Source organism: Chryseobacterium takakiae (assembly GCF_900129385.1).
Lineage (GTDB): Bacteria > Bacteroidota > Bacteroidia > Flavobacteriales > Weeksellaceae > Chryseobacterium > Chryseobacterium takakiae.
The window spans coordinates 71,043-90,539 of the sequence record NZ_FQVO01000013.1 but is presented as its reverse complement, the minus strand read 5'-3'; the positions used below and the strand labels follow the sequence as shown (position 1 = coordinate 90,539).

Below are 19,497 nucleotides of genomic sequence, written 5' to 3'. Positions count from 1 at the left end.
AGATACAGAATATTGATATGATTCTAAAATATAAAACAGCAGTCTATTTTTGTGACAATGCCATTAAAATTTTATCAGGGGTAATGGGCAAATCTCTCATCCGTACACCGATGGCATTATAAATAGCATTGGCTATTGCCGGTGCAGTACCAATAATTCCAACTTCTCCCAGACCCTTGGCTCCTGAAGGATTGATATTTGGATCAGGTTTATTAATAAATTCAACTTCAATAATTGGAACATCAGCATTTACGGCAAAGTGATATCCTGCCAGATCATTACCGATTAGTGTACCTAATTTTGCATCGATCTGATTTTCTTCCATTAAAGCCATACCGATGCCGCCAACCGCAGCTCCGGACATCTGGTTTGCTGCTGCCTGCGTGTTGATGATTTTTCCGCCATCTCCCACTACGGCCAGTTTTTCTATTTTCACTTTTCCGGTTCGCTTATTGACACGCACTTTACAAAAATGTGCCGCAGATGAACAGAACGCAAATTTTTCACGTTCACTTCCCGGCTTTGATGCTACTTCAAGACGTACTTCATTAAGATTATTCTTTTCAAACAGTTCTTCGTAAGAAACAAAGACTTTTGAACTATTTCTTAAACTAATACCTTTATCCGACAGAAGAATATTTTCCAAAACAGCTCCTTTAAAGCCTTGGTTAACAACCGATGCATATTCTGCCAGCTTCTGTTTTAGCTGATTGCTCGCATCATACACGGCTCCACTTACGGAAGACAATCCTGTACTTCCACCCTGACTTGGTGCAGGAGGCAGCGCAGAATTCCCCAGTTCTATACTGATTTTATCTTTTGGAATTCCGGTAATTTCGTGGGCAATATTCTGCATTCCGGTTCCTGTGCCGGTTCCGATATCAGTCATAGCAGTCTGTACAACAATATTGCCGTTTTTATGCATTACAATTGCTGCTTTCGCCTCTCTCCTTCCCGCATTCCACATTCCTACAGCCATTCCGTAGCCGATATACCAATCACCTTCATGAACGGTAGCAGGAGTTGATTTTCTGGCATTCCAGCCAATCATTTCAGCACCTTTTTTCAGGCCTTCGTCAAGAAAATGGGTAGACCACGGCAGATTGGAATCGGGATGTTTTTCCAGTGAAATATTTTTTAACCGCAGTTCTACAGGATCCATTATAAGCTTATAAGATAATTCATCTATTGCGGATTCTAAGGCGAATACTCCGGTACAGTCGCCTGGGCCGCGCATCCACGTTGGTGTGCTTAAATTTAAAGGAACACTTGCTGCTTCTGTTTTTAAATTGGGAAATTTATAGATTAACCTTGTCACGCGGGTGATACCATCGTTGAAGTTTTCATATACTGACGTTTCGTTCTTTGCCTGATGTAAAATTCCTACCAAATTCCCTGATTGATCTGACCCGATTTTCACTCTTTGCCATGATGCCGGTCTGTAGCCTGTAGCAGCAAACATCTGCGGACGGGTAAGCATGAGCTTAACGGGACGCCCAACCTGTTTAGCTCCCATCACTGAAGCTAAAACGTGGGGCCAGACCCTTAATCCTGATCCGAAGCCGCCGCCTACAAATTCACTGAATACTTCTATATTCTTTTCAGGAAGTTCAAATAATTTGGCAAATATTTTCTGAACATTGTTTACGCCTTGGTTTTTATCATAAAGACGTAAGGTATTATTTCCCGTCCAATAAGCAATCGTAGCATGCATTTCCATAGGGTTGTGCACATCTGCCTTAATATTGTATTGCTGATCTACTATGAACGGTACATTTTGCCAGCTGTCAAAGCTTCCTCTTTCTTTTCCTTCTGCTTTTAAAGCAACGGATTCTTTCGCAGAATCAAAATCCACCGCAAAACGATCTTTCTGATATTGAGCTTCCACTAATGAAGCGGCGAAAGTGGCGTCTTCCAGCGTCTCTGCAATCACCATCGCAATAGGCTGACCTTTGAAAAACACTTTATCCGTATGAAAAATCGGTAAGCCGAATTTCGCTTCTTTAATTTTTTCTTCCGTCGCCATACCTGGAACGGAAGGTTTATGCAGATGTGTAATGATGTCAATAACACCTTCTACTGCTTTAGCTTTATCAACCAATATCGATTGTATCTTTCCGGAAGGCACCGTACTGTTTACCAAGACGGCATAACACACGTTTTTTACCTCGTACTCGGCAGCATATTTACCGATCCCTGTAACTTTTTCTATCCCTTCTACACGTCCTTCGGGTCTTTTGGACCTGATTTTCAATAATTCGAGTAATCCCATAATTGTTACTTTTTAATTTTCAATCTTATTGATTGACACAATTTTGTAATGCGGTTACCATCGCTCCCCGAAGCATCGGAATCTTATAGCCGTTTTCGGATAATGGCTTTAAATCTTTAGTTGCCAATCTTGCTGCTTCCTCAAAGACTTCCTTTGTAGCGCGTTTGCCATTCAGAAATTTTTCCGCTTCCAGCCATCTCCAGGGTTTGTGCGCTACCCCTCCTGAAGCTAAGCGGGCATCTTTTATTCTTTTCCCGTCGAGATCCAGTGCTGCAGCAACCGAAACCAATGCAAAAGCATATGAAGTCCTGTCCCTTACTTTTACATAAGCAGAATGCTTCCCGAAAGCATTATCTGGAATTTCTATATTGGTTATTATGGCATCCTGTGGTAAATTATTATCCAGCCAGGGCGTATTTTCCGGCAGTTTATGAAAATCCTTAAATGGTATTTTAATTTCTTTTTGATCCTTTGTTTTTGCCGTTACAGTTGCATCAAGGGCCACCAGTGCAATACAAAAATCTGAAGGATGAACAGCGACACATTGATTATTATATCCTGCGATGGCACTCATTCTGTTGGCACCATCAATGGCACTGCAGCCGCTGTCAGGCTTTCTTTTGTTACAAGGTGTCGTGATGTCATAGAAATAAGGACATCTTGTACGCTGCAGCAAATTTCCTGCTGAGCTTGCCATATTTCTGATCTGTGGTGATGCACCGGCAAGAATAGCTTTTGAAATAAGAGGAAATTTCTCAACTACTTCCCTGTTATTTGCTACTTTACTGTTACTCGCCATTGCACCAATCTGTAATATATTATTCTGATGAATTACTTCCTCTGATAATGCTGTAGAAACATCAATCAGTTTTTCCGGCTGAGCAATATTTTTCTTCATCAGATCTACCAGATTGGTTCCGCCTGCAATATATTGACTGACTGTAGATTTCATTGATGAAGCCTCAGCATCAGATTTTACTTTTTCAAAATTAAACGGTCTCATGGGCTGCAACTTTTTGAATGGATTGAACAATACCATTATACGCTCCGCAACGGCAAAGATTGCCGCTCATATATTCCTTAATCTCTTCTACGGAGCCCGTATGACCTTCCTTGACGCAGGCCACCGCAGACATAATCTGTCCCGGCGTACAATACCCGCACTGGAATCCGTCACATTCTATAAATGCTTTCTGCATCGGATGAAGTTCATCTCCGTTTGCCAAACCTTCAATGGTTGTGATTTCTTTTTCCTGAGCCATTGCTGCCAATGTAAGGCAACTCAGTGCTCTTTCTCCGTCAATGTGTATGGTACAGGCACCGCACTGACCATGGTCACAACCTTTTTTTGATCCTGTGAGATTAAGCTGTTCCCTTAAAAGGTCTAGTAAGGTAGTACGGGTATCAACATAAAGCGTATGACTTTTTTTATTGATGGAAAGCGTAAGCCTGGATACATTTTTCCTGGGAACAAGATACTGTTTCACATCCTGATAAATGGCTTTTACCGAAGACGGAATAGCCATAAAACCAGCCAGTAACCCCGAAACCTTTAGGAAGCTCCTCCTGCTGTATTGTCCTTTTAATTCCATAAAAATATTTTTTTAAATCAATATAATCGTACATGATATAGGTTTAACAAATATCACCAAATAAAATAACAAATTGATGATACGCATTACCGTTTTATATACCAATATTACTGTTTTTAGTTAAGACTATTAAAAAAACATATATTATTTATGTAAATTTGAATATATAATAACTTTTTTAGTGATTTTTACCTCAACAAAAATCATACTCAAGTTTAAAGCAAAGATTAATCCATAAAATGTATTCTGATGAAAGAGATCAATGATATTGTAAAAGCTTATAAAAAAGCACAGATTAATGGGTTAAAATCAGCTCTGGCAACAGTCGTAAAAGTGGAAGGTTCCTCTTACCGGCAAGCTGGAGCAAGAATGTTGGTGACGGAGGACGGCCAGCTTACAGGAGCCATCAGCGGAGGATGCCTGGAGGGTGATGCGTTGAGAAAAGCGCTACTTGCCATTCATCAGAAAAACAACAAACTTATCACTTATGATACCAGTAATCCGGATGATCTGGAATTTGGGGTACAATTGGGGTGTAACGGGATTGTGCATATTCTTTTTGAATATATTGATGAAAATTCTGCTCAAAATCCTATTTCTCTTTTAGAAAAAACGACTGAAAAAAGAAACGAATCTGTAATTTTAACTCTATTTTCACTGGAAAAAAGAAATAAGCAGACCGGAACTATTGGACTTTTGAAAAAGGGAGATTTTATTTTATCAGATTCCGGTTGTATTTCAGAAAGTGAAGTGAACCGTTTTTCTTCAGAAGTTTTAGAAAAAAAACAAAATATATTGGCCAGGCTTTCATCAAATGAAATTTTACTCCAATATCTTCCGCCTCAGACTACGCTTGTTATTACAGGAGCAGGAAATGATGTTAAACCTTTGGTAGAAACCGCTTCCATTTTAGGATGGAAAATAGTAATTGCAGACGGAAGAGCAACACATGCCCTGAAAAAAAGATTTCCTCTTGCAGATGAAGTATTGCTTGCAACGCCCGAAGAAATTATTAAAACCATCGAAATTGATGAAGCTACGGTTTTCGTGATGATGACTCACAATTATAATTATGATCTCGCTTTGCTAAAGCTCATCATCCATCAACCTATACCATACATCGGATTGCTGGGACCGAAAACGAGGTTCAACAGAATGATGGATGATCTTAAAAATTCGGGAATTACGGTCGGTGAAAAAGAATTAAATAAACTTTTTGGCCCTGTTGGAATAGATATTGGTGCTGAAACGTCGGAAGAAATTGCCATTTCCGTAACTGCAGAGATCAAAGCGGTCTTGAGCGGAAAAAAAGGTTCATCGCTACGGGATAAACCAGAAAAAATGCATACTGATATTCTCAGTATATAAGGAATTATGATAACAGATCAATTCGGAAGAAGCCATAATTATCTTCGGATATCTTTAACGGACAATTGCAACCTGCGCTGCTTTTACTGTATGCCGGAAGAAAATTATGATTTTACCCCGCATTCAAAACTCATGCAGACCGATGAAATTGATACCATTGCCAGATTATTTGTAAAAAATGGAGTTAACAAGATCAGGCTTACCGGTGGTGAGCCATTTGTAAGAAAAGATGCTGCAAAAATCATCAGAAATCTGGGTAAACTGCCAGTGCAATTGAATTGTACTACCAACGGCATCCGAATTGATGATATGCTTCCCGAAATTATTCAGTCCAATTTTCAGAGCATCAACATTAGTCTTGATACTTTGCAGAAAGAAAAATTCCTGAAAATTACCCGCCGTGATTATTTTGACCGTGTTCTCCGAAATATTGATCTTTTACTGCAGCATAATATCAAAACCAAGATCAATGTTGTTGCCATGAAAGACATCAATGATGATGAAATTTCAGATTTTATCGCTTTTACAAAAGATCATCCTTTAGAAGTACGGTTTATTGAGTTTATGCCTTTCAGCGGAAACAGATGGACCAGCAATCAGGTCATGACCCAAAAAGACATTCTGAATATCATCAGGGAAAAATATGATTTCAATCCGCTTCCGGTTGGTTTTCATGACACGGCGAAGGCATACAGTATTGATGGGCACAAAGGAAGTTTTTCGATTATAAGCACGATGAGCGAACCGTTTTGCAGCGGCTGCAACAGAATAAGGCTTACCGCAGACGGAAAATTAAAGAACTGCCTGTTTTCAAAAAAGGAAACCGATCTTCTTACGCCTTTACGAAACGGTGAAGATATTTTACCAATTATAGAATCTGCTATTTGGTCTAAAGCAAAAACACAGGGCGGACAACTGAATGAACAATTTGAAAAAATAAACACATCAATCATTCAGAACCGGAGTATGATCAATATTGGCGGATAATGAAAAATACAGGAATTATAGTATTGGCAGCCGGAAATTCTTCCAGAATGGGATCTCCGAAACAGCTTTTGGTGTATCAGGGAAAAACATTATTAGAAAGAATAACTGATACTGCTTTGGAAATATTTGATCCGAATCAAATCGTTTTGGTTCTTGGAGCCCGTCATCATGAAATATCTTCCGTTATTAAAAATAAAAATATACACATCATTATCAATGAAAACTGGGAATCAGGAATGGCTTCATCCATACAATCAGGAATGAAAGTGCTGTTAAATAACTTTCCGGAAATGGAGAAGTGTTTCATTTCGGTATGTGATCAGCCTTATCTTACGCGTGACGTATTTTTAGAGATGATTCAACTACACGAGACTTCATCAAAGGAAATTGTTGTTGCACAATATGCCGATACATTGGGTGTTCCTGCTTTATTTTCTAAAAAATATTTTAACCCATTAATGGAGCTTACCGGTGAACAGGGTGCCAAAAAAATCATTCAGCAGAATATGGACGATGTGGAATCTTTTGAGTTTGAAAAAGGCGCTGTTGACATTGATACTCCGTCAGATTATAATCATTTAAAAAACAAACCATGATAAGCGTAGAGGAAGCAAAAAAAATAATCGAACAAAATATTCCTGAAACGAAAACTCAGATTCTTCCTTTGAAAGAAGCATTCGGACATACAACTGCAGAAGATATTTATTCGAAATATGATATCCCGAATTTTTCACAATCCTCAATGGACGGCTACGCGATCCGTTTTGAAGATAAAAACTTGAAGCTAAAAATTTCAGGCGAAATGCAGGCGGGATCCACAGAACAGTTCCATCTCGAAAAAGGCAATGCCTGTCGTATCTTTACGGGTGCTCCCCTTCCCATCGGCGCAGACACTATCGTCATGCAGGAAAAAGCTGTGATTGAAAACGGATATCTCACGGTTAATGATCACGACCTGGAAAAAGGTTTGCATGTACGGAATGCCGGAAGCGATGCGAAAAAAGACAGTGTGGCAATACGTTCAGGAAGCTATCTTTCTGCTGCTGCCATCGGATATCTAGCAGGAATCGGATGTAAGGAAGTTAAGGTTTTTGTGGCTCCATCGGTTTCGTTAATTCTTACGGGAAACGAACTCGTACAACCGGGAGAAAATTTAAGCTTCGGTCAGGTGTACGAATCCAATTCCTATCAGTTGGAAAGTGTTTTAAAACAGTGTGGAATTATTTCCATTAAAAGTTTTTGGGTAAAAGACGATCCTTCTGAAGTTGAAAAAACGCTGGATCTGGCGATTTCCAAAACAGATATTGTGATTTTGGTGGGCGGGGTAAGTGTGGGCGATTACGATTTTGTAATTGAAGCCACTAAACAATGCGGCGTTGAACAGAAATTTCATAAAATCCGCCAGAAACCCGGAAAACCTTTTTATTTTGGGACGAAGGGAGAAAAACTTGTTTTCGGGTTACCCGGAAATCCGTCATCGGCATTAACGTGTTTTTATTTATATATTGCGCCACTACTTTCAGAAATGATGAAACGTCCGGCAATTACGGAAAAAACGAATGCAGCATCAGCTTCTTCGTATGAAAAGAAAATTGGCCTTACCCATTTCCTGAAAGCAACCTATGACAACGGAAAAGTAACGCCGCTTCATGCGCAGGAATCGTATCGTCTTCAGTCTTTTGCAGAAGCCAATTGTCTGATGGTTTTACCTGAAGATTCCGAGGGCTGTGAAAAAGATGAAGAGGTTGAAATTATACTATTAAAGTAAAGATCAAATAATGAATGTTGAATTTTTTTATCTGATTTTATTTGTCATCGCTGCATTATATTCGGCAGTAGGACACGGCGGCGCAAGCGGTTATCTGGCGTTAATGGCTTTATACGGAATAGCTCCCAAAGAAATGAAACCGACCGCTTTGGTGCTTAATCTGTTCGTTTCGCTTACTTCTTTCATACAATATTATCGGGGAGGACATTTTAAACTCCGGATCATTATTCCGATTGCTTTAGCATCAATTCCGCTGGCTTTTGTGGGTGGGATGATCCATATTGAAGATACGCTGTACAAACGGATTTTGGGAATTTTACTGCTTTTCCCTGTTTTCCGTTTTTTCTTTTTTAAAAGTCCGGATGACAGCGAACTGAAAGATCCCCAAATCTATTTATCTTTACTTTTTGGGGGAGTGATTGGTTTATTGTCCGGAATGATTGGTATTGGCGGAGGAATTTTATTATCTCCGGTACTTATTTTACTGAAATGGACGAATCAGAAACAAACCGCCGCCATCAGTGCAGCCTTTATTTTTGTTAATTCCGTAGCAGGATTGGGAGGAATGTTCACTAAAGAAATATTCTTTACCAGCGATATGTGGATGTACATTATCTGTGCTTTTGCAGGAGGATTGCTTGGTGCCTATTTAGCTTCAAAAAAACTGAACCAGAACGGTCTGAAATATGTACTTGCCATTGTACTTTTAATGGCTTCCTATAAATTAATAGCAAGCACTATTTAAAATATCAAGATAATACAAAATACAGTTAAAAAAAGTAAATGAATGAGTATTGTAAAAATAATAAGCTTTGGCAGACTAAAAGAAATTTTAGGTCCGGATTTTGAAGCGGAAGCTGAAAACACCGGTGAATTTCTCAGTCAGCTAACTGAGAAATTTCCTCAATTGAAAGAATTAAAGCTGAGAATTGCGGTGAACCAAAAAATTATTTCAGAAAACACGGCTTTACGAAACAACGACGTGGTAGCCTTAATGCCACCATATTCAGGAGGATAAATTATGTTAAATTTAGAACGATACAATAGACAAATCAAGCTGCAGGGTTTTGGCATTGAGGCTCAGCGTAAACTTACATCAGCCAAGGTTCTTGTGATCGGAGCCGGTGGTTTGGGTTGTCCGGTGCTCCAATACCTTACAGCAGCCGGAGTGGGAAATATAGGCATTGTGGATGATGACCGGGTTTCGCTAAGCAACTTGCACAGGCAGATCCTTTACAATTCTGATGATGTTGGTAAGCTGAAAACCGAAGTTGCTCTCGAAAGGCTGAAAGCCATGAATCAAGAAGTACAATTCACTATTTTCCCTGAACGGATTACCATAAAAAATGCGGTTAAAATCATCTCTCAATATGATGTAGTGATAGACTGTAGTGATAATTTCCCTACCCGTTATCTTCTTGATGACATTTGCAGAATCTTGGAAAAACCTCTGATTTTCGGAGCCATTTTTCAGTATGAGGGGCAGATTGCCGTTTTTAATGTAAAAAACAAAGATGGTGTTACCCATTACAGAAATCTTTTTCCTGAACCTCCAAATCCGGGAGAAGTTCCTGACTGTAATGATGCGGGAGTTCTGGGCGTTTTACCAGGAGTTATAGGAACTTTACAGGCTACAGAAGCAATTAAATTGATTACAGAAATTGGTGACGGATTAATCAACAAATTAATGACAATCAATATCCTGAATTATCAGACTGCCGTTTTTGAAATTCCTTCTCCGGATTTAACGGATAAAAATATTCCTTATAGTATTGACGAATTTGAGAAGATGAACTATCAGCTTCACTGCGGAATTGAATTGGCCGGAATTAAAAACATTTCTCCTTCAGAATTTAAAGAAGCCACAAAACTTCATGACACCGATGTGATTGATGTTCGGGAACCGGAAGAACAACCAAAATTGGAGCTTCCGTATCTTTCAATACCTTTATCTCAATTGAAGGAAAATTTCAGTCAGATCCAGAATAAAAATATTATCGTTGTTTGTCAATCCGGTAAAAGAAGCCTGTCCGGAGCGAAAATTTTACAGGAAATTTTAGGACCGGAATACAAGATCAGTCATCTGGAAGGCGGCATTAATCATTTAAACAAAGAAACTTATGAGCAACGTTAAAAATATATTTCAGAATAGTCCTATTTCACCTTTATTCATCGCGGAAAGTATTACGAAACATTCCACAAAAACGGAGATCGGAGCCCATCAGATTTTTCTGGGACAGATCCGGGCCGATGAAATTGATGATAAAACGGTAAAGGCGATTGAATATACAGCTTACGAAGATTTAGCCCTTACTCAAATGGCAACGATCCGCGAAGAGATTTTTATAAAATATAATCTCAAATGTATGCATATTCATCACAGTCTCGGTGTGGTAAATACGGGAGAAATCTGTCTTTTTGTATTCACCTCATCAAAACATCGGAAAGACGCAACCTTAGCCTGCAATGAAGTTGTTGAACGTATCAAAAATGAGCTTCCGATCTGGGGCAGAGAAATTTTTGAAGATGAAACGCATCAGTGGAAAATAAACCAATAAACCATGGTAGATATTACTTTTAAAACCTTTACGCTGCGAAAAGCAATTGCAGCGGCAACCATAAAAACGTCAGCAATTTCAACGGTAGAAGCCGTACAAAAGGGAACCGTTCCGAAAGGCAGCGTTCTTGAATTTGCAAGAGCTTCTGCTTTGCTGGCGATAAAAAAGACCAGCGATCTTATTCCCGACTGTCATCCTTTACCTGTGGAATTTGCCGCGATTAATTATGAAATGAATGGTTTGGATATAAACATTACCGTTGAAGTTCATACTATTTATAAGACCGGCGTTGAAGTTGAAGCCATGCATGGAGCTTCTGTAGCGGCTTTGGTCATTTACGATATGCTGAAACCGATTGATAAAAATGTAGAGATTTCCAACATCCGGCTTTTGGAAAAACAGGGCGGAAAGAGCAATCAGAAAAATATTGAAACAGAAAACATTACCGCTGCAGTCGTTGTTTGCAGTGATTCTGTTTCTCAGGGACTTAAAAATGATACTTCAGGAAATTTTTTGGTGGAATCTCTAAAAAATCACGGAATTGTCAATGTTAATTATTCAGTGGTTCCGGATGAGGTTTCTGCTATTCAGCAAAAGATAGAAATCTATAAAAATAAAGGCTGTCACCTTCTTGTTTTCACAGGCGGAACGGGTCTTTCAGATCGTGACGTTACTCCCGAAGCAGTTTTACCATTTATCACCAAAGAAATTCCGGGAATTATGGAGACCGCCAGAAATTACGGACAGGATCGGGTAAAAACTTCTATGCTTTCGCGGGGAATCTCAGGATTTTCTGATGATATGCTGATTTTAACGTTTCCGGGATCTCTCGGTGCGGTAAAAGAATATGTCCAGGCTTTGTTTCCGCAGGTTTTGCATGTATTTTCGGTAAAAAAGGGAGACGGGCATTAATGATGTTGAGTTTCATTTCTATGTAGCTAAAAGTAATAGTTAAAAAACTCCATTGAGTTTTATCTGTGTAGACACCATATTCGGAAGATGTTTGGCGTTCCGTAGGAACGCTATCTTTAGGATATTTATCGTATTATAGATATCAATCCTACGGATTGATTGATCAATGTATTCTTATTTCTACACAGACTCTGCTCCTAAAGGAGCAAAATTCTTTTACTTTAAACAATCTTATGTAATAGTTAAAATGAAATTTAATTCTAACTTAAGTTCAATAAAAAAGATTAAAAATTAATTGATAGTCAAAATGTTGTATTTTATCAATTATATTGGGCTTCAGCTCGATGTAAGATCCAAATTAAAATTAACCATCCGAAATCAAGTATGAGTTTTGGCTAAAGCCAATTTTCCATCTTAATCATTAAAGTGGGCTAAAGCCCATTCCTAGTGATATTTTGTGTTGTTCTTAAGCTTATGCTAATTATCTATTTCTCAGGAGAAGAACTGTTTTCTCTATTTTTTCCACAGCGGTTTCAATCTCCGAAAAGCTTGTATATTTTCCTATGCTGAATCGTATTGAAGACAATGCATCCCGATCACTCATTCCCATTGCTTTAAGGACATGAGAAGGTTTTGTGGTAACAGCATTGCAGGCAGAACCGCTGGAAACACAGATATTTCCCAAGGAAAGAATAAAATCTTCGGAATAAATACCTTCAAAACAGATATTGGTGGTATTGAAAATCCTTGCGGAATGATCTCCGTTGATGCTTGTCTGAGGAATTTTCAGCAGTTCATTTTCAAGATGATCTCTTAGCGCTTTAATTTTTTGCACATCCTGTTCCATTTCCAAAAGTGCGATCTCGGCTGCTTTTCCCAATCCGATAATTCCGGGAATATTTAAAGTACCACTTCTGAGATTATTCTGTTGTCCTCCTCCCTGAATTTGTGACTGCATCTTATTTTTAATCGCAGAAGAAATATAAAGTGCACCTACTCCTTTTGGCCCGCAAAATTTATGGGCGGAGAAAGCCATCAAATCAATATTGAGTTCCTTTACGTCAATTTGTATTTTCCCAATTGCCTGTGTAGCATCACAAAAAAAATAACAATTTTTTCCGTGAACGATTTCACCAATTTCTTGGATAGGATGGATGACTCCTGTCTCGTTATTCACCAACATGATACAGACCATCAACGTTCTTTCAGTAATCAGAGATTCCATTTCAGAAAGATTGATATTTCCCAAATGGTCAACATTGAGATAATCAACCTTAAATCCATCTTTTTCGAGTTGCGCACAGGTATCCAAAACGGCTTTATGCTCTGTGGTCACCGTTATGATATGGTTTTTATCGGTATCTGTTTTAAATCCTTTTAACGCAAGATTTACAGATTCTGTAGCCCCTGATGTAAAAATAATTTCTCGCGGTTCGGCACCAATCAGTTCTGCTACTTCTTCTGTGGCATTTTCAACGGCTTCTCTTACAGTAAGTCCGAAAAGATGAGAGCTTCCCGAATTGGCATAGAACTGATTAAAATAAGGCAGCATCGCTTCTAAAACTCGCTGATCAACCGGAGTTGTAGCGTTATAATCCAGGTAAACAAAATCATTATCCATCATAACATTTTAATTCATTTATAAAAATAGCGAACTTTTTTAGGTTAGTTTTAAATTTAGCCCGGATATTTGTGTACTGCCGAATATTTTCAGGTTTTAAAGTACTCTTTTTGCCGAAAAACATTCAGTATATTTGTAGCAGAATTACAATTATGCTTTCCAGGACTGATTTTCCCAAATTAAACGGACTTATTCTCACAGGAGGAAAAAGCCTGAGAATGGGAAATCCTAAAGACAAAATCAACTGGCATGGCAAAGAACAGCGGTATTATGCAGCTGATCTTTTAGCTTCGTTGTGCGATCAGGTTTTTATTTCATGCCGACAGGATCAGCTTGAAAATTTTAATTCAGATTATCAGGCTCTTCCCGATACTTTTGTAAATATGGGGCCTTTTGGCGGATTGCTTTCTGCGTTGGATTTCCAGAGAGATAAAGCATGGCTGGTCATTGCATGTGATCTTCCTCTTTTAGATAAAAACCATATAAAATTTCTTATCCAATCCAGAGATCCGGAAAAAACAGCAACAGCGTATGAAAATCCTTCTGACGGATTACCGGAACCGCTGATCGCAATATGGGAACCTAAAAGCTATCCTTTGCTTCAGCATTTTCTTGCAAAAGGAAATACCTCGCTCCGAAAAATTTTGATTAACAGTGATGCCACAATACTACAACCAAAAAATCCTGATTTTCTGATGAACGTGAATACTCCCGAAGATCTGGAAAAAGCCCAAAGAATATTAAAAATTTAATTTTTTAACCAAATTATTTTACTCTATAGTTGTTCCTGCTGCTGCGATGATGTGTTCATCGATCTTTTTAAAAATATCGGGATTATGTTTTCTGATTTTAATCCGGACATATTTTGAGGCAGGCATATTGGCACCATTTACTACATTGTTAATAGAAACCAGAACATTGGTTTCCGGGAAATAGGTCATGGTACTTTTCTGCGGAATAGGATATTTTACGACAATGAAAAGCGGTGCAATTCTCTCTTTGCCATCATCATAATTAAAAAGATCTACGTGATCGCCTTCTTTTAATCCAGCCTTTTCAATATCTTTCTCATTCATCATAACGACTCTTCTTTCGTTGAAAATTCCGCGGTAGCGGTCATTTAAACCATATACAACGGTGTTGAACTGGTCGTGTGTTCTGGTTGTTCCCATCAGATATTCATCTTCGGCAAGCAAATTATCCGGTACTGATGTGATGTTGAAGGCTGCTTTTCCAGGATAAAATTCGCTGTTGAAGACACCGTCTCTTGCAGCGTTCGGAAGATAAAAACCACCTTTTTGCACCACTCTTTCATTGTAATTTTCAAATCCCGGGATGCATTGCTCTACATCATAACGGATGGCATCATAACTGTTGATGAATTTATCCCAGTCAATTACAGAACGGTCTCCTAAAACCGCTTTTGCCATTCTGCATGCAACATGGGTTTCATTGATCAAATGTTCTGAAATAGGATCTAAAATTCCTTTTGAAGCCTGGATTACTCCCATTGAATTTTCTGTACTTACATGCTGAATTTCTCCATTAATGATATCTTTTTCACTTCTGGAAATTACCGGCAGGATGAGCGCTTCTTTTCCATGAATGAGATGATTTCTGTTGAGTTTTGTAGAAACCATGACCGACATTTCGAGAGTACGCATGGCTTCTGCCGTGAAGCTGGTATCGGGTGATGCGGAAAGAAAATTTCCACCCATGCAGAACATAAATTTCACTTTTCCTTCGTGCATCGCTTTCAGTGCATTCACCACATCATAGCCTCCTTTTCTGGGAACATTAAAACCATAATATTCCTCCAGCTTGTCTAATTGCTCTTTTGTAGGATGATGATTGATGAGTAAAGTCCTGTTTCCCTGAACATTGCTGTGACCACGGACCGGACAGACTCCTCCCCCGCGAATCCCGATGCTGCCCTTCATTAATAAAAGGTTTACAATATTATAGATCATTTCCACACCATTATGCTGTTGCGTGATTCCCATCCCCCAACAAATAATGATGCGTTTTTTTGAAGCAATCATCTGTGCTGCTTCCTTCAAATTTTCTACCGGAATTCCGCATTGCAGGGATAAAAAATCAAGGTCATACCGTTTTAATTCTTCAGCCAAAGCTTCAAAACATGCTGTTTTATTGGTTATGAAATCATGATCCAGCACTTTCCCCGGATTTTTCGCTTCTTCTTCCAACACAAGGATTTGAAGGGCCTTTAAAAGCGCCATATCTCCGTTGATCTTAACGGGAAGATGTAAATCTGATAATTCGAAAGGCTTGTTCAGTAATGCACGGACATTCTGAGGGTCTTTAAATCCTTTCAGACCGGCTTCCGGCAACGGATTGATTCCTATGATTTTAGCGCCGTTCTTTTTCCCTTTTGTAAGGGCAGAAAGCATTCTCGGCGAATTGGTTCCCGGATTTTGTCCGATAATAATGATTAAATCAGTATCATAAAAATCTTCCAGTTTTACAGTTCCCTTTCCTATTCCGATACTTCTGGAAAGCGCATATCCTGAAGTTTCATGGCACATATTGGAGCAGTCCGGAAAATTATTGGTTCCGAATTCTCTGCCGAATAACTGATACACCCACGTTGCTTCATTGCTTGTTCTTCCTGAGGTGTAAAATATGGCTTCATCCGGTGAATCCAGTGCGTTTAATTTTTCTGCAATTTTTGCAAAGGCATCATCCCAGCTTATCGGCTCATAATGCGTTCCTCCTTTCGGAAGATACATTAGTTCTGCGATCCTTCCCAGCTGGCTGATTTCAAAATCTGTCATTTTTGCTAAGTCATATACAGAATTTTCTTTAAAAAAATCTGCGCCGATCTTTTTTGAAGTAGCTTCTTCCGCCAGAGCTTTTGCGCCGTTTTCGCAATATTCTCCTAATTTAGAACGCTCATCATCCTGATCGGGCCAGGCACAACTGGGACAATCAAATCCATCAAACTGGTTCATGCTGAAAAGTGCTCTTCCGCCGCGAAGAACAGAAGCATTGAGAATAAGCTGATCGATGGAGTGAATAACGGCTGGAACTCCCGCTGCCCAATTTTTCGGAGCTTTTATTTTAAGGTCCGCTAACTGATATGGAGATTCTGCTGAAGGTGTTTTGCTGCTTTCATCTTTTTTACTGAACAGATCTTTGTTTTCCATGATTTTCTACATTTAAAAAATGAAAGACTTAACATTTAATATTCGGATTAGGATAATTGTCACTTTGATCTTCCAGGGTGTTATCAATACACACAAAATCTTTTTCCACCAGAATCTTTACCAAACCGGATTTTCCTTCAAAACCTACTCTATCGGTAGAAATCCATTCATCAATCATGGTTTCCGGCATTTTCAGGATAATTTTATTTTCAATAAAAGCTGCTGATAGTTCCGAATCTTCTGTTTTTTCAATAACATAAACAAAAGAACGGTTAATGAACTCTGTGGTGTTTGAAATCTTTCCGCTTTTTCCTAATTCTGCTACTTCGGACTGGGTCAAACGGTATCTTACTGAATGGTCTTTAATTCTTATTTTCATAATAAATTTTCAATTTTAAAATGGCTTCCGCAATGATACATATTAAATCTGTTGTTGCGCAGGAAGCCTAATAAAGTCATATCAAATTCTTTTGCCAGCTCTATTGCCAGACTTGATGGAGCTCCTATTGCGGCAACAGTTGTAATTCCCGCCATTGCGGCCTTTTGAATCAGCTCAAAGCTTGCTCTTCCGCTGAGAAGCAAAATTGTATTGTCAAGTGGAAGCATATTCGCAGACAGCGCATATCCTATAAGCTTATCCAAAGCATTATGTCTTCCCACATCTTCACGTAAGGCAAGAAGGTTACCTTCCAAATCAAAAAGACCTGAAGCGTGTATACCACCGGTTATACTAAAATTATTCTGAAAAGACTGCAGCTTTTCAGACAGCTGATACAGTACTTCCAGAGAAACTTCCGTATTTTGTTTTTTATGCTCTTTAAAAATGCTTACTGTTTTTATGGATTCTATGGAAGCTTTTCCACAGACACCACAACTGGAAGTGGTATAAAAGTTTCTTTCCACCTTCATAAGTTCAGGAACGAAAGATTCATTAAGTTCGACAATAATGCTATTTTCGCTGTTTCTCGCGCATGCTTTATCCGGGGAATAAATGGCTTTTATCTGTTCATTGCCGGTAATAATTCCTTCTGTAAATAAAAACCCAACCGCCAGTTCGGGATCATTTCCCGGGGTTCTCATGGTGACCGATATATTTTTAGATTCTTTTTTATCAGCCAAGCCGTATATAATCCTTATTTCCAATGGTTCTTCCACAGAGACATCATCTGTATAACAAAAACAGGTGCTATCCTTTACCTTAACGATTTCTATCTGCTTTATTGATGTACCTGATAACAGATGCGCTTTCATAATTAAAAACAATTGTAAATAAAGGTACAAATTTTATCTATCAAATAATAATTACAAAATAAAAAAGGAGACAACCGTTAAAGTTGTCTCCTTAAGTGACCCCGGAGGGATTCGAACCCCCAACCGACGGAGCCGAAATCCGTTATTCTATCCAGTTGAACTACGGAGCCATTTTATAAATGATAACTGATGAATTATAAATGATTAATCATTCATCAATTATCATCTATGAATTCTAATTAGAATGTAATCTTCACGCCTCCCAAAATTTGTGCACCAAGAACTTTATAACCTTTATAAGTTTGGTATTTGGAGTTCAGTAGATTATTTCCGAGTGCGAAAATACTGAAATTTTTGTGAATTTTATACTCTGCTGATAAGTTTAAATCAGCATACCCCCCAACTTTATCATTGGTATCCTCGGTAGAAAGGTAGGTTACCGGATTGCCAACTCCCTCAAGCACAAACGAATTCGTGGTTCTGTCACTGGCAAAAATTCCTTTAAAACCAAGCATTAATTTTTGATCAAGCATGGTATATTTTGCCCCGATGGATGCGGTTACAAGCGGTACATTATAAATATCCGAGTAATTATCAAGGTCGAACTTGGTAAATTTCACTTCCGTATCAAGAATAAGATTTGCCAGCGGGAAATACTGAAGGCTTCCTTTGATATCGCCTACATTTCCGTTGTCATAAACTGCAGAAAAAGTATTGGCATAATTATAGGCAGAACGGTTCACCGAAGTATAATCAAACAGATCATTTGCCCTGAAGAACATGATATCATTCATTTTTCCGTAGCCTGCAGAAACATCATATTTAAACATTTCGTCGATATCTCCTCTCAAACCTACATAAAAATGGTACTTTGTTTCAGTTGGTCTCAGGTACTGATCAGAAACAATGAATGGATTTTGCTGTAAAAGGTCGGCATAGGTATTCAGTTTAAGACCTCCGTCTACCCCACCGTAGAATTTAAACTCATCTGCTGCAGCATACTGGAATTCGGCCTGTGGAAACCAGTAGGTTTTGTTATTTTTCATCTGTTCAGCCATCATCGCATTCTGATTTTTTGAATTCAGAAATGCAAATGAAGAACCCAACATTAAATAGGATTCTCCCTTTCTAAAGGTCACTTTCGGAGCCAGATTCAGGTTAACAAAGTTTGATGAATTCTGATTAAGAATAGCAAATTCGCTTTTCACCGCTTCTACACCTACGCCCAGATCAGCATTCAGATTAACGCCGGATTTACCGATTTCAACTGCATGTTTTGATAAGTTGGCTAAAATGGAAACCTGATTTTCCTGCGCATCAAAATGGTCTTTCAGGAAAGATGATTTTACCCGGACATCATTCAGAATTTCATTGGAATAAAAATCATAATATCCATTTACTTTGAATTGGTTAACCCTTTGGTCCAGATCTACATCTCCCGGTTCAAGCGCATAAATTCCATAGTAATTGTAGCTGTCTAAACCGTATTCGGCATTTAAGTTGAATTTCCCTTTATCTCCGTAAGAATTAAGGAAAGCACCCAGTTTGGTAGAGCTTTGCTTAGAATCCCAGTCGTAAACCTTTTTAAGGCCTTGTGTGGAAAGAAAATGAGCATCAACACCGACTTCAATTTTGTTTTCCAGGGTTTTGGAAATATTGGCATCACCCAGAATTTTCCCATAGTTCCCCATTCCGAACTGGATATAATTATTTTGTGCCGAACCTTCAAATTTCGGGGTCACATCCTGTCCCTGGATGGTAGACGTTTTAAAATCCGAAACCGCAGGAACATCCGTAATTCTGTACTGTACAGGATTCTGGGACTTTTCTTCCGGCGGATAATTTTTAATGGTTTCTACCGAAGTTTTCTTTTTTTCGATCTTCTTTACTTCCGGTTCTCTTTTTTTATTAAGAATCAGTTTTTCCTCTTTGATCTGGGAAAACGCCACCGACGAAACCCCTAAGAATAATATAGATAATATTTGAATTTTCCTGTTCATA

18 protein-coding genes and 1 tRNA gene are annotated in these 19,497 nt (G+C 38.6%); 10 read left to right on the top strand and 9 right to left on the bottom strand.

Going from position 1 to position 19,497, the window contains the following annotated elements; genetic code table 11:
- Nucleotides 1-43: 43 nt before the first annotated feature.
- From BUA76_RS15725 to BUA76_RS15715, 3 genes are read right to left on the bottom strand one after another with little or no spacing between them, the layout of a single operon-like run.
- The gene (locus tag BUA76_RS15725) at nucleotides 44-2,272 is read right to left on the bottom strand and encodes a xanthine dehydrogenase family protein molybdopterin-binding subunit (protein WP_072885745.1); all 2,229 of its coding nucleotides are present in this window, start codon (nucleotides 2,270-2,272) and stop codon (nucleotides 44-46) included.
- Between the two features lie 25 nt (nucleotides 2,273-2,297).
- Nucleotides 2,298-3,275 carry an FAD binding domain-containing protein gene (locus BUA76_RS15720; protein WP_072885744.1) on the bottom strand — a complete coding sequence of 326 codons (978 nt, stop codon included), beginning with the start codon at nucleotides 3,273-3,275 and terminating at the stop codon, nucleotides 2,298-2,300.
- A complete protein-coding gene (locus BUA76_RS15715; protein ID WP_072885743.1) occupies nucleotides 3,262-3,864 on the bottom strand; it encodes a (2Fe-2S)-binding protein in 603 nt (200 codons plus the stop codon). The genes BUA76_RS15720 and BUA76_RS15715 overlap by 14 nt, the downstream gene beginning before the upstream one ends.
- A 249-nt stretch (nucleotides 3,865-4,113) precedes the next feature.
- Here BUA76_RS15715 and BUA76_RS15710 point away from each other — a divergent pair, with 249 nt between their 5' ends.
- The 9 genes from BUA76_RS15710 to moaCB are packed head-to-tail and all read left to right on the top strand — an operon-like array spanning nucleotide 4,114 to nucleotide 11,457.
- Entirely contained in the window at nucleotides 4,114-5,232 is a 1,119-nt protein-coding gene (locus BUA76_RS15710; RefSeq protein ID WP_072885742.1) for an XdhC family protein, read from the top strand.
- Nucleotides 5,233-5,238: 6 nt separating this feature from the next.
- Nucleotides 5,239-6,219, top strand: coding sequence for a GTP 3',8-cyclase MoaA (gene moaA, locus BUA76_RS15705; RefSeq protein WP_072885741.1), 981 nt, complete (start codon nucleotides 5,239-5,241; stop codon nucleotides 6,217-6,219).
- On the top strand, nucleotides 6,219-6,815 hold the full coding sequence (locus tag BUA76_RS15700; protein WP_072885740.1) for a nucleotidyltransferase family protein: 597 nt from the start codon (nucleotides 6,219-6,221) through the stop codon (nucleotides 6,813-6,815). Before moaA ends, BUA76_RS15700 begins: the two co-directional genes overlap by 1 nt.
- Nucleotides 6,812-7,987: a molybdopterin molybdotransferase MoeA gene (locus BUA76_RS15695; protein ID WP_072885739.1), complete on the top strand. Its 1,176-nt coding sequence runs from the start codon at nucleotides 6,812-6,814 to the stop codon at nucleotides 7,985-7,987. The genes BUA76_RS15700 and BUA76_RS15695 overlap by 4 nt, the downstream gene beginning before the upstream one ends.
- A gap of 10 nt (nucleotides 7,988-7,997) precedes the next feature.
- On the top strand, nucleotides 7,998-8,732 hold the full coding sequence (locus BUA76_RS15690; RefSeq protein ID WP_072885738.1) for a sulfite exporter TauE/SafE family protein: 735 nt from the start codon (nucleotides 7,998-8,000) through the stop codon (nucleotides 8,730-8,732).
- Between the two features lie 42 nt (nucleotides 8,733-8,774).
- The gene (locus BUA76_RS15685; RefSeq protein WP_072885737.1) at nucleotides 8,775-9,005 is read left to right on the top strand and encodes a MoaD/ThiS family protein; all 231 of its coding nucleotides are present in this window, start codon (nucleotides 8,775-8,777) and stop codon (nucleotides 9,003-9,005) included.
- A gap of 3 nt (nucleotides 9,006-9,008) precedes the next feature.
- Nucleotides 9,009-10,121, top strand: coding sequence for a HesA/MoeB/ThiF family protein (locus BUA76_RS15680; RefSeq protein ID WP_072885736.1), 1,113 nt, complete (start codon nucleotides 9,009-9,011; stop codon nucleotides 10,119-10,121).
- Entirely contained in the window at nucleotides 10,108-10,545 is a 438-nt protein-coding gene (locus BUA76_RS15675; RefSeq protein WP_072885735.1) for a molybdenum cofactor biosynthesis protein MoaE, read from the top strand. The genes BUA76_RS15680 and BUA76_RS15675 overlap by 14 nt, the downstream gene beginning before the upstream one ends.
- Nucleotides 10,546-10,548: 3 nt before the next feature.
- On the top strand, nucleotides 10,549-11,457 hold the full coding sequence (gene moaCB, locus BUA76_RS15670) for a bifunctional molybdenum cofactor biosynthesis protein MoaC/MoaB (RefSeq protein ID WP_072885734.1): 909 nt from the start codon (nucleotides 10,549-10,551) through the stop codon (nucleotides 11,455-11,457).
- A gap of 481 nt (nucleotides 11,458-11,938) precedes the next feature.
- Here moaCB and BUA76_RS15665 read toward each other — a convergent pair whose 3' ends face one another.
- Nucleotides 11,939-13,081 carry a cysteine desulfurase family protein gene (locus BUA76_RS15665; protein WP_072885733.1) on the bottom strand — a complete coding sequence of 381 codons (1,143 nt, stop codon included), beginning with the start codon at nucleotides 13,079-13,081 and terminating at the stop codon, nucleotides 11,939-11,941.
- A 149-nt stretch (nucleotides 13,082-13,230) separates the two neighbouring features.
- Here BUA76_RS15665 and BUA76_RS15660 point away from each other — a divergent pair, with 149 nt between their 5' ends.
- Nucleotides 13,231-13,830: an NTP transferase domain-containing protein gene (locus BUA76_RS15660; protein WP_072885732.1), complete on the top strand. Its 600-nt coding sequence runs from the start codon at nucleotides 13,231-13,233 to the stop codon at nucleotides 13,828-13,830.
- An 18-nt stretch (nucleotides 13,831-13,848) separates the two neighbouring features.
- On the opposite strand, the gene BUA76_RS15655 is transcribed toward BUA76_RS15660, so the two are convergent.
- The 5 genes from BUA76_RS15655 to BUA76_RS15635 all read right to left on the bottom strand — a co-directional run bounded on the left by BUA76_RS15655 (nucleotide 13,849) and on the right by BUA76_RS15635 (nucleotide 19,496).
- Nucleotides 13,849-16,245, bottom strand: coding sequence for an FdhF/YdeP family oxidoreductase (locus BUA76_RS15655; protein ID WP_072885731.1), 2,397 nt, complete (start codon nucleotides 16,243-16,245; stop codon nucleotides 13,849-13,851).
- A 28-nt stretch (nucleotides 16,246-16,273) separates the two neighbouring features.
- Complete coding sequence (locus BUA76_RS15650; protein ID WP_072885730.1) at nucleotides 16,274-16,624, bottom strand: DUF7009 family protein; 351 nt, start codon at nucleotides 16,622-16,624, stop codon at nucleotides 16,274-16,276.
- The gene (gene fdhD / locus BUA76_RS15645; protein WP_072885729.1) at nucleotides 16,621-17,496 is read right to left on the bottom strand and encodes a formate dehydrogenase accessory sulfurtransferase FdhD; all 876 of its coding nucleotides are present in this window, start codon (nucleotides 17,494-17,496) and stop codon (nucleotides 16,621-16,623) included. The genes BUA76_RS15650 and fdhD overlap by 4 nt, the downstream gene beginning before the upstream one ends.
- Nucleotides 17,497-17,592: 96 nt before the next feature.
- Nucleotides 17,593-17,666: transfer RNA gene (locus BUA76_RS15640), tRNA-Arg, on the bottom strand.
- 69 nt (nucleotides 17,667-17,735) lie between these two features.
- Complete coding sequence (locus BUA76_RS15635; protein WP_072885754.1) at nucleotides 17,736-19,496, bottom strand: TonB-dependent receptor; 1,761 nt, start codon at nucleotides 19,494-19,496, stop codon at nucleotides 17,736-17,738.
- Nucleotide 19,497: the final 1 nt, after the last annotated feature.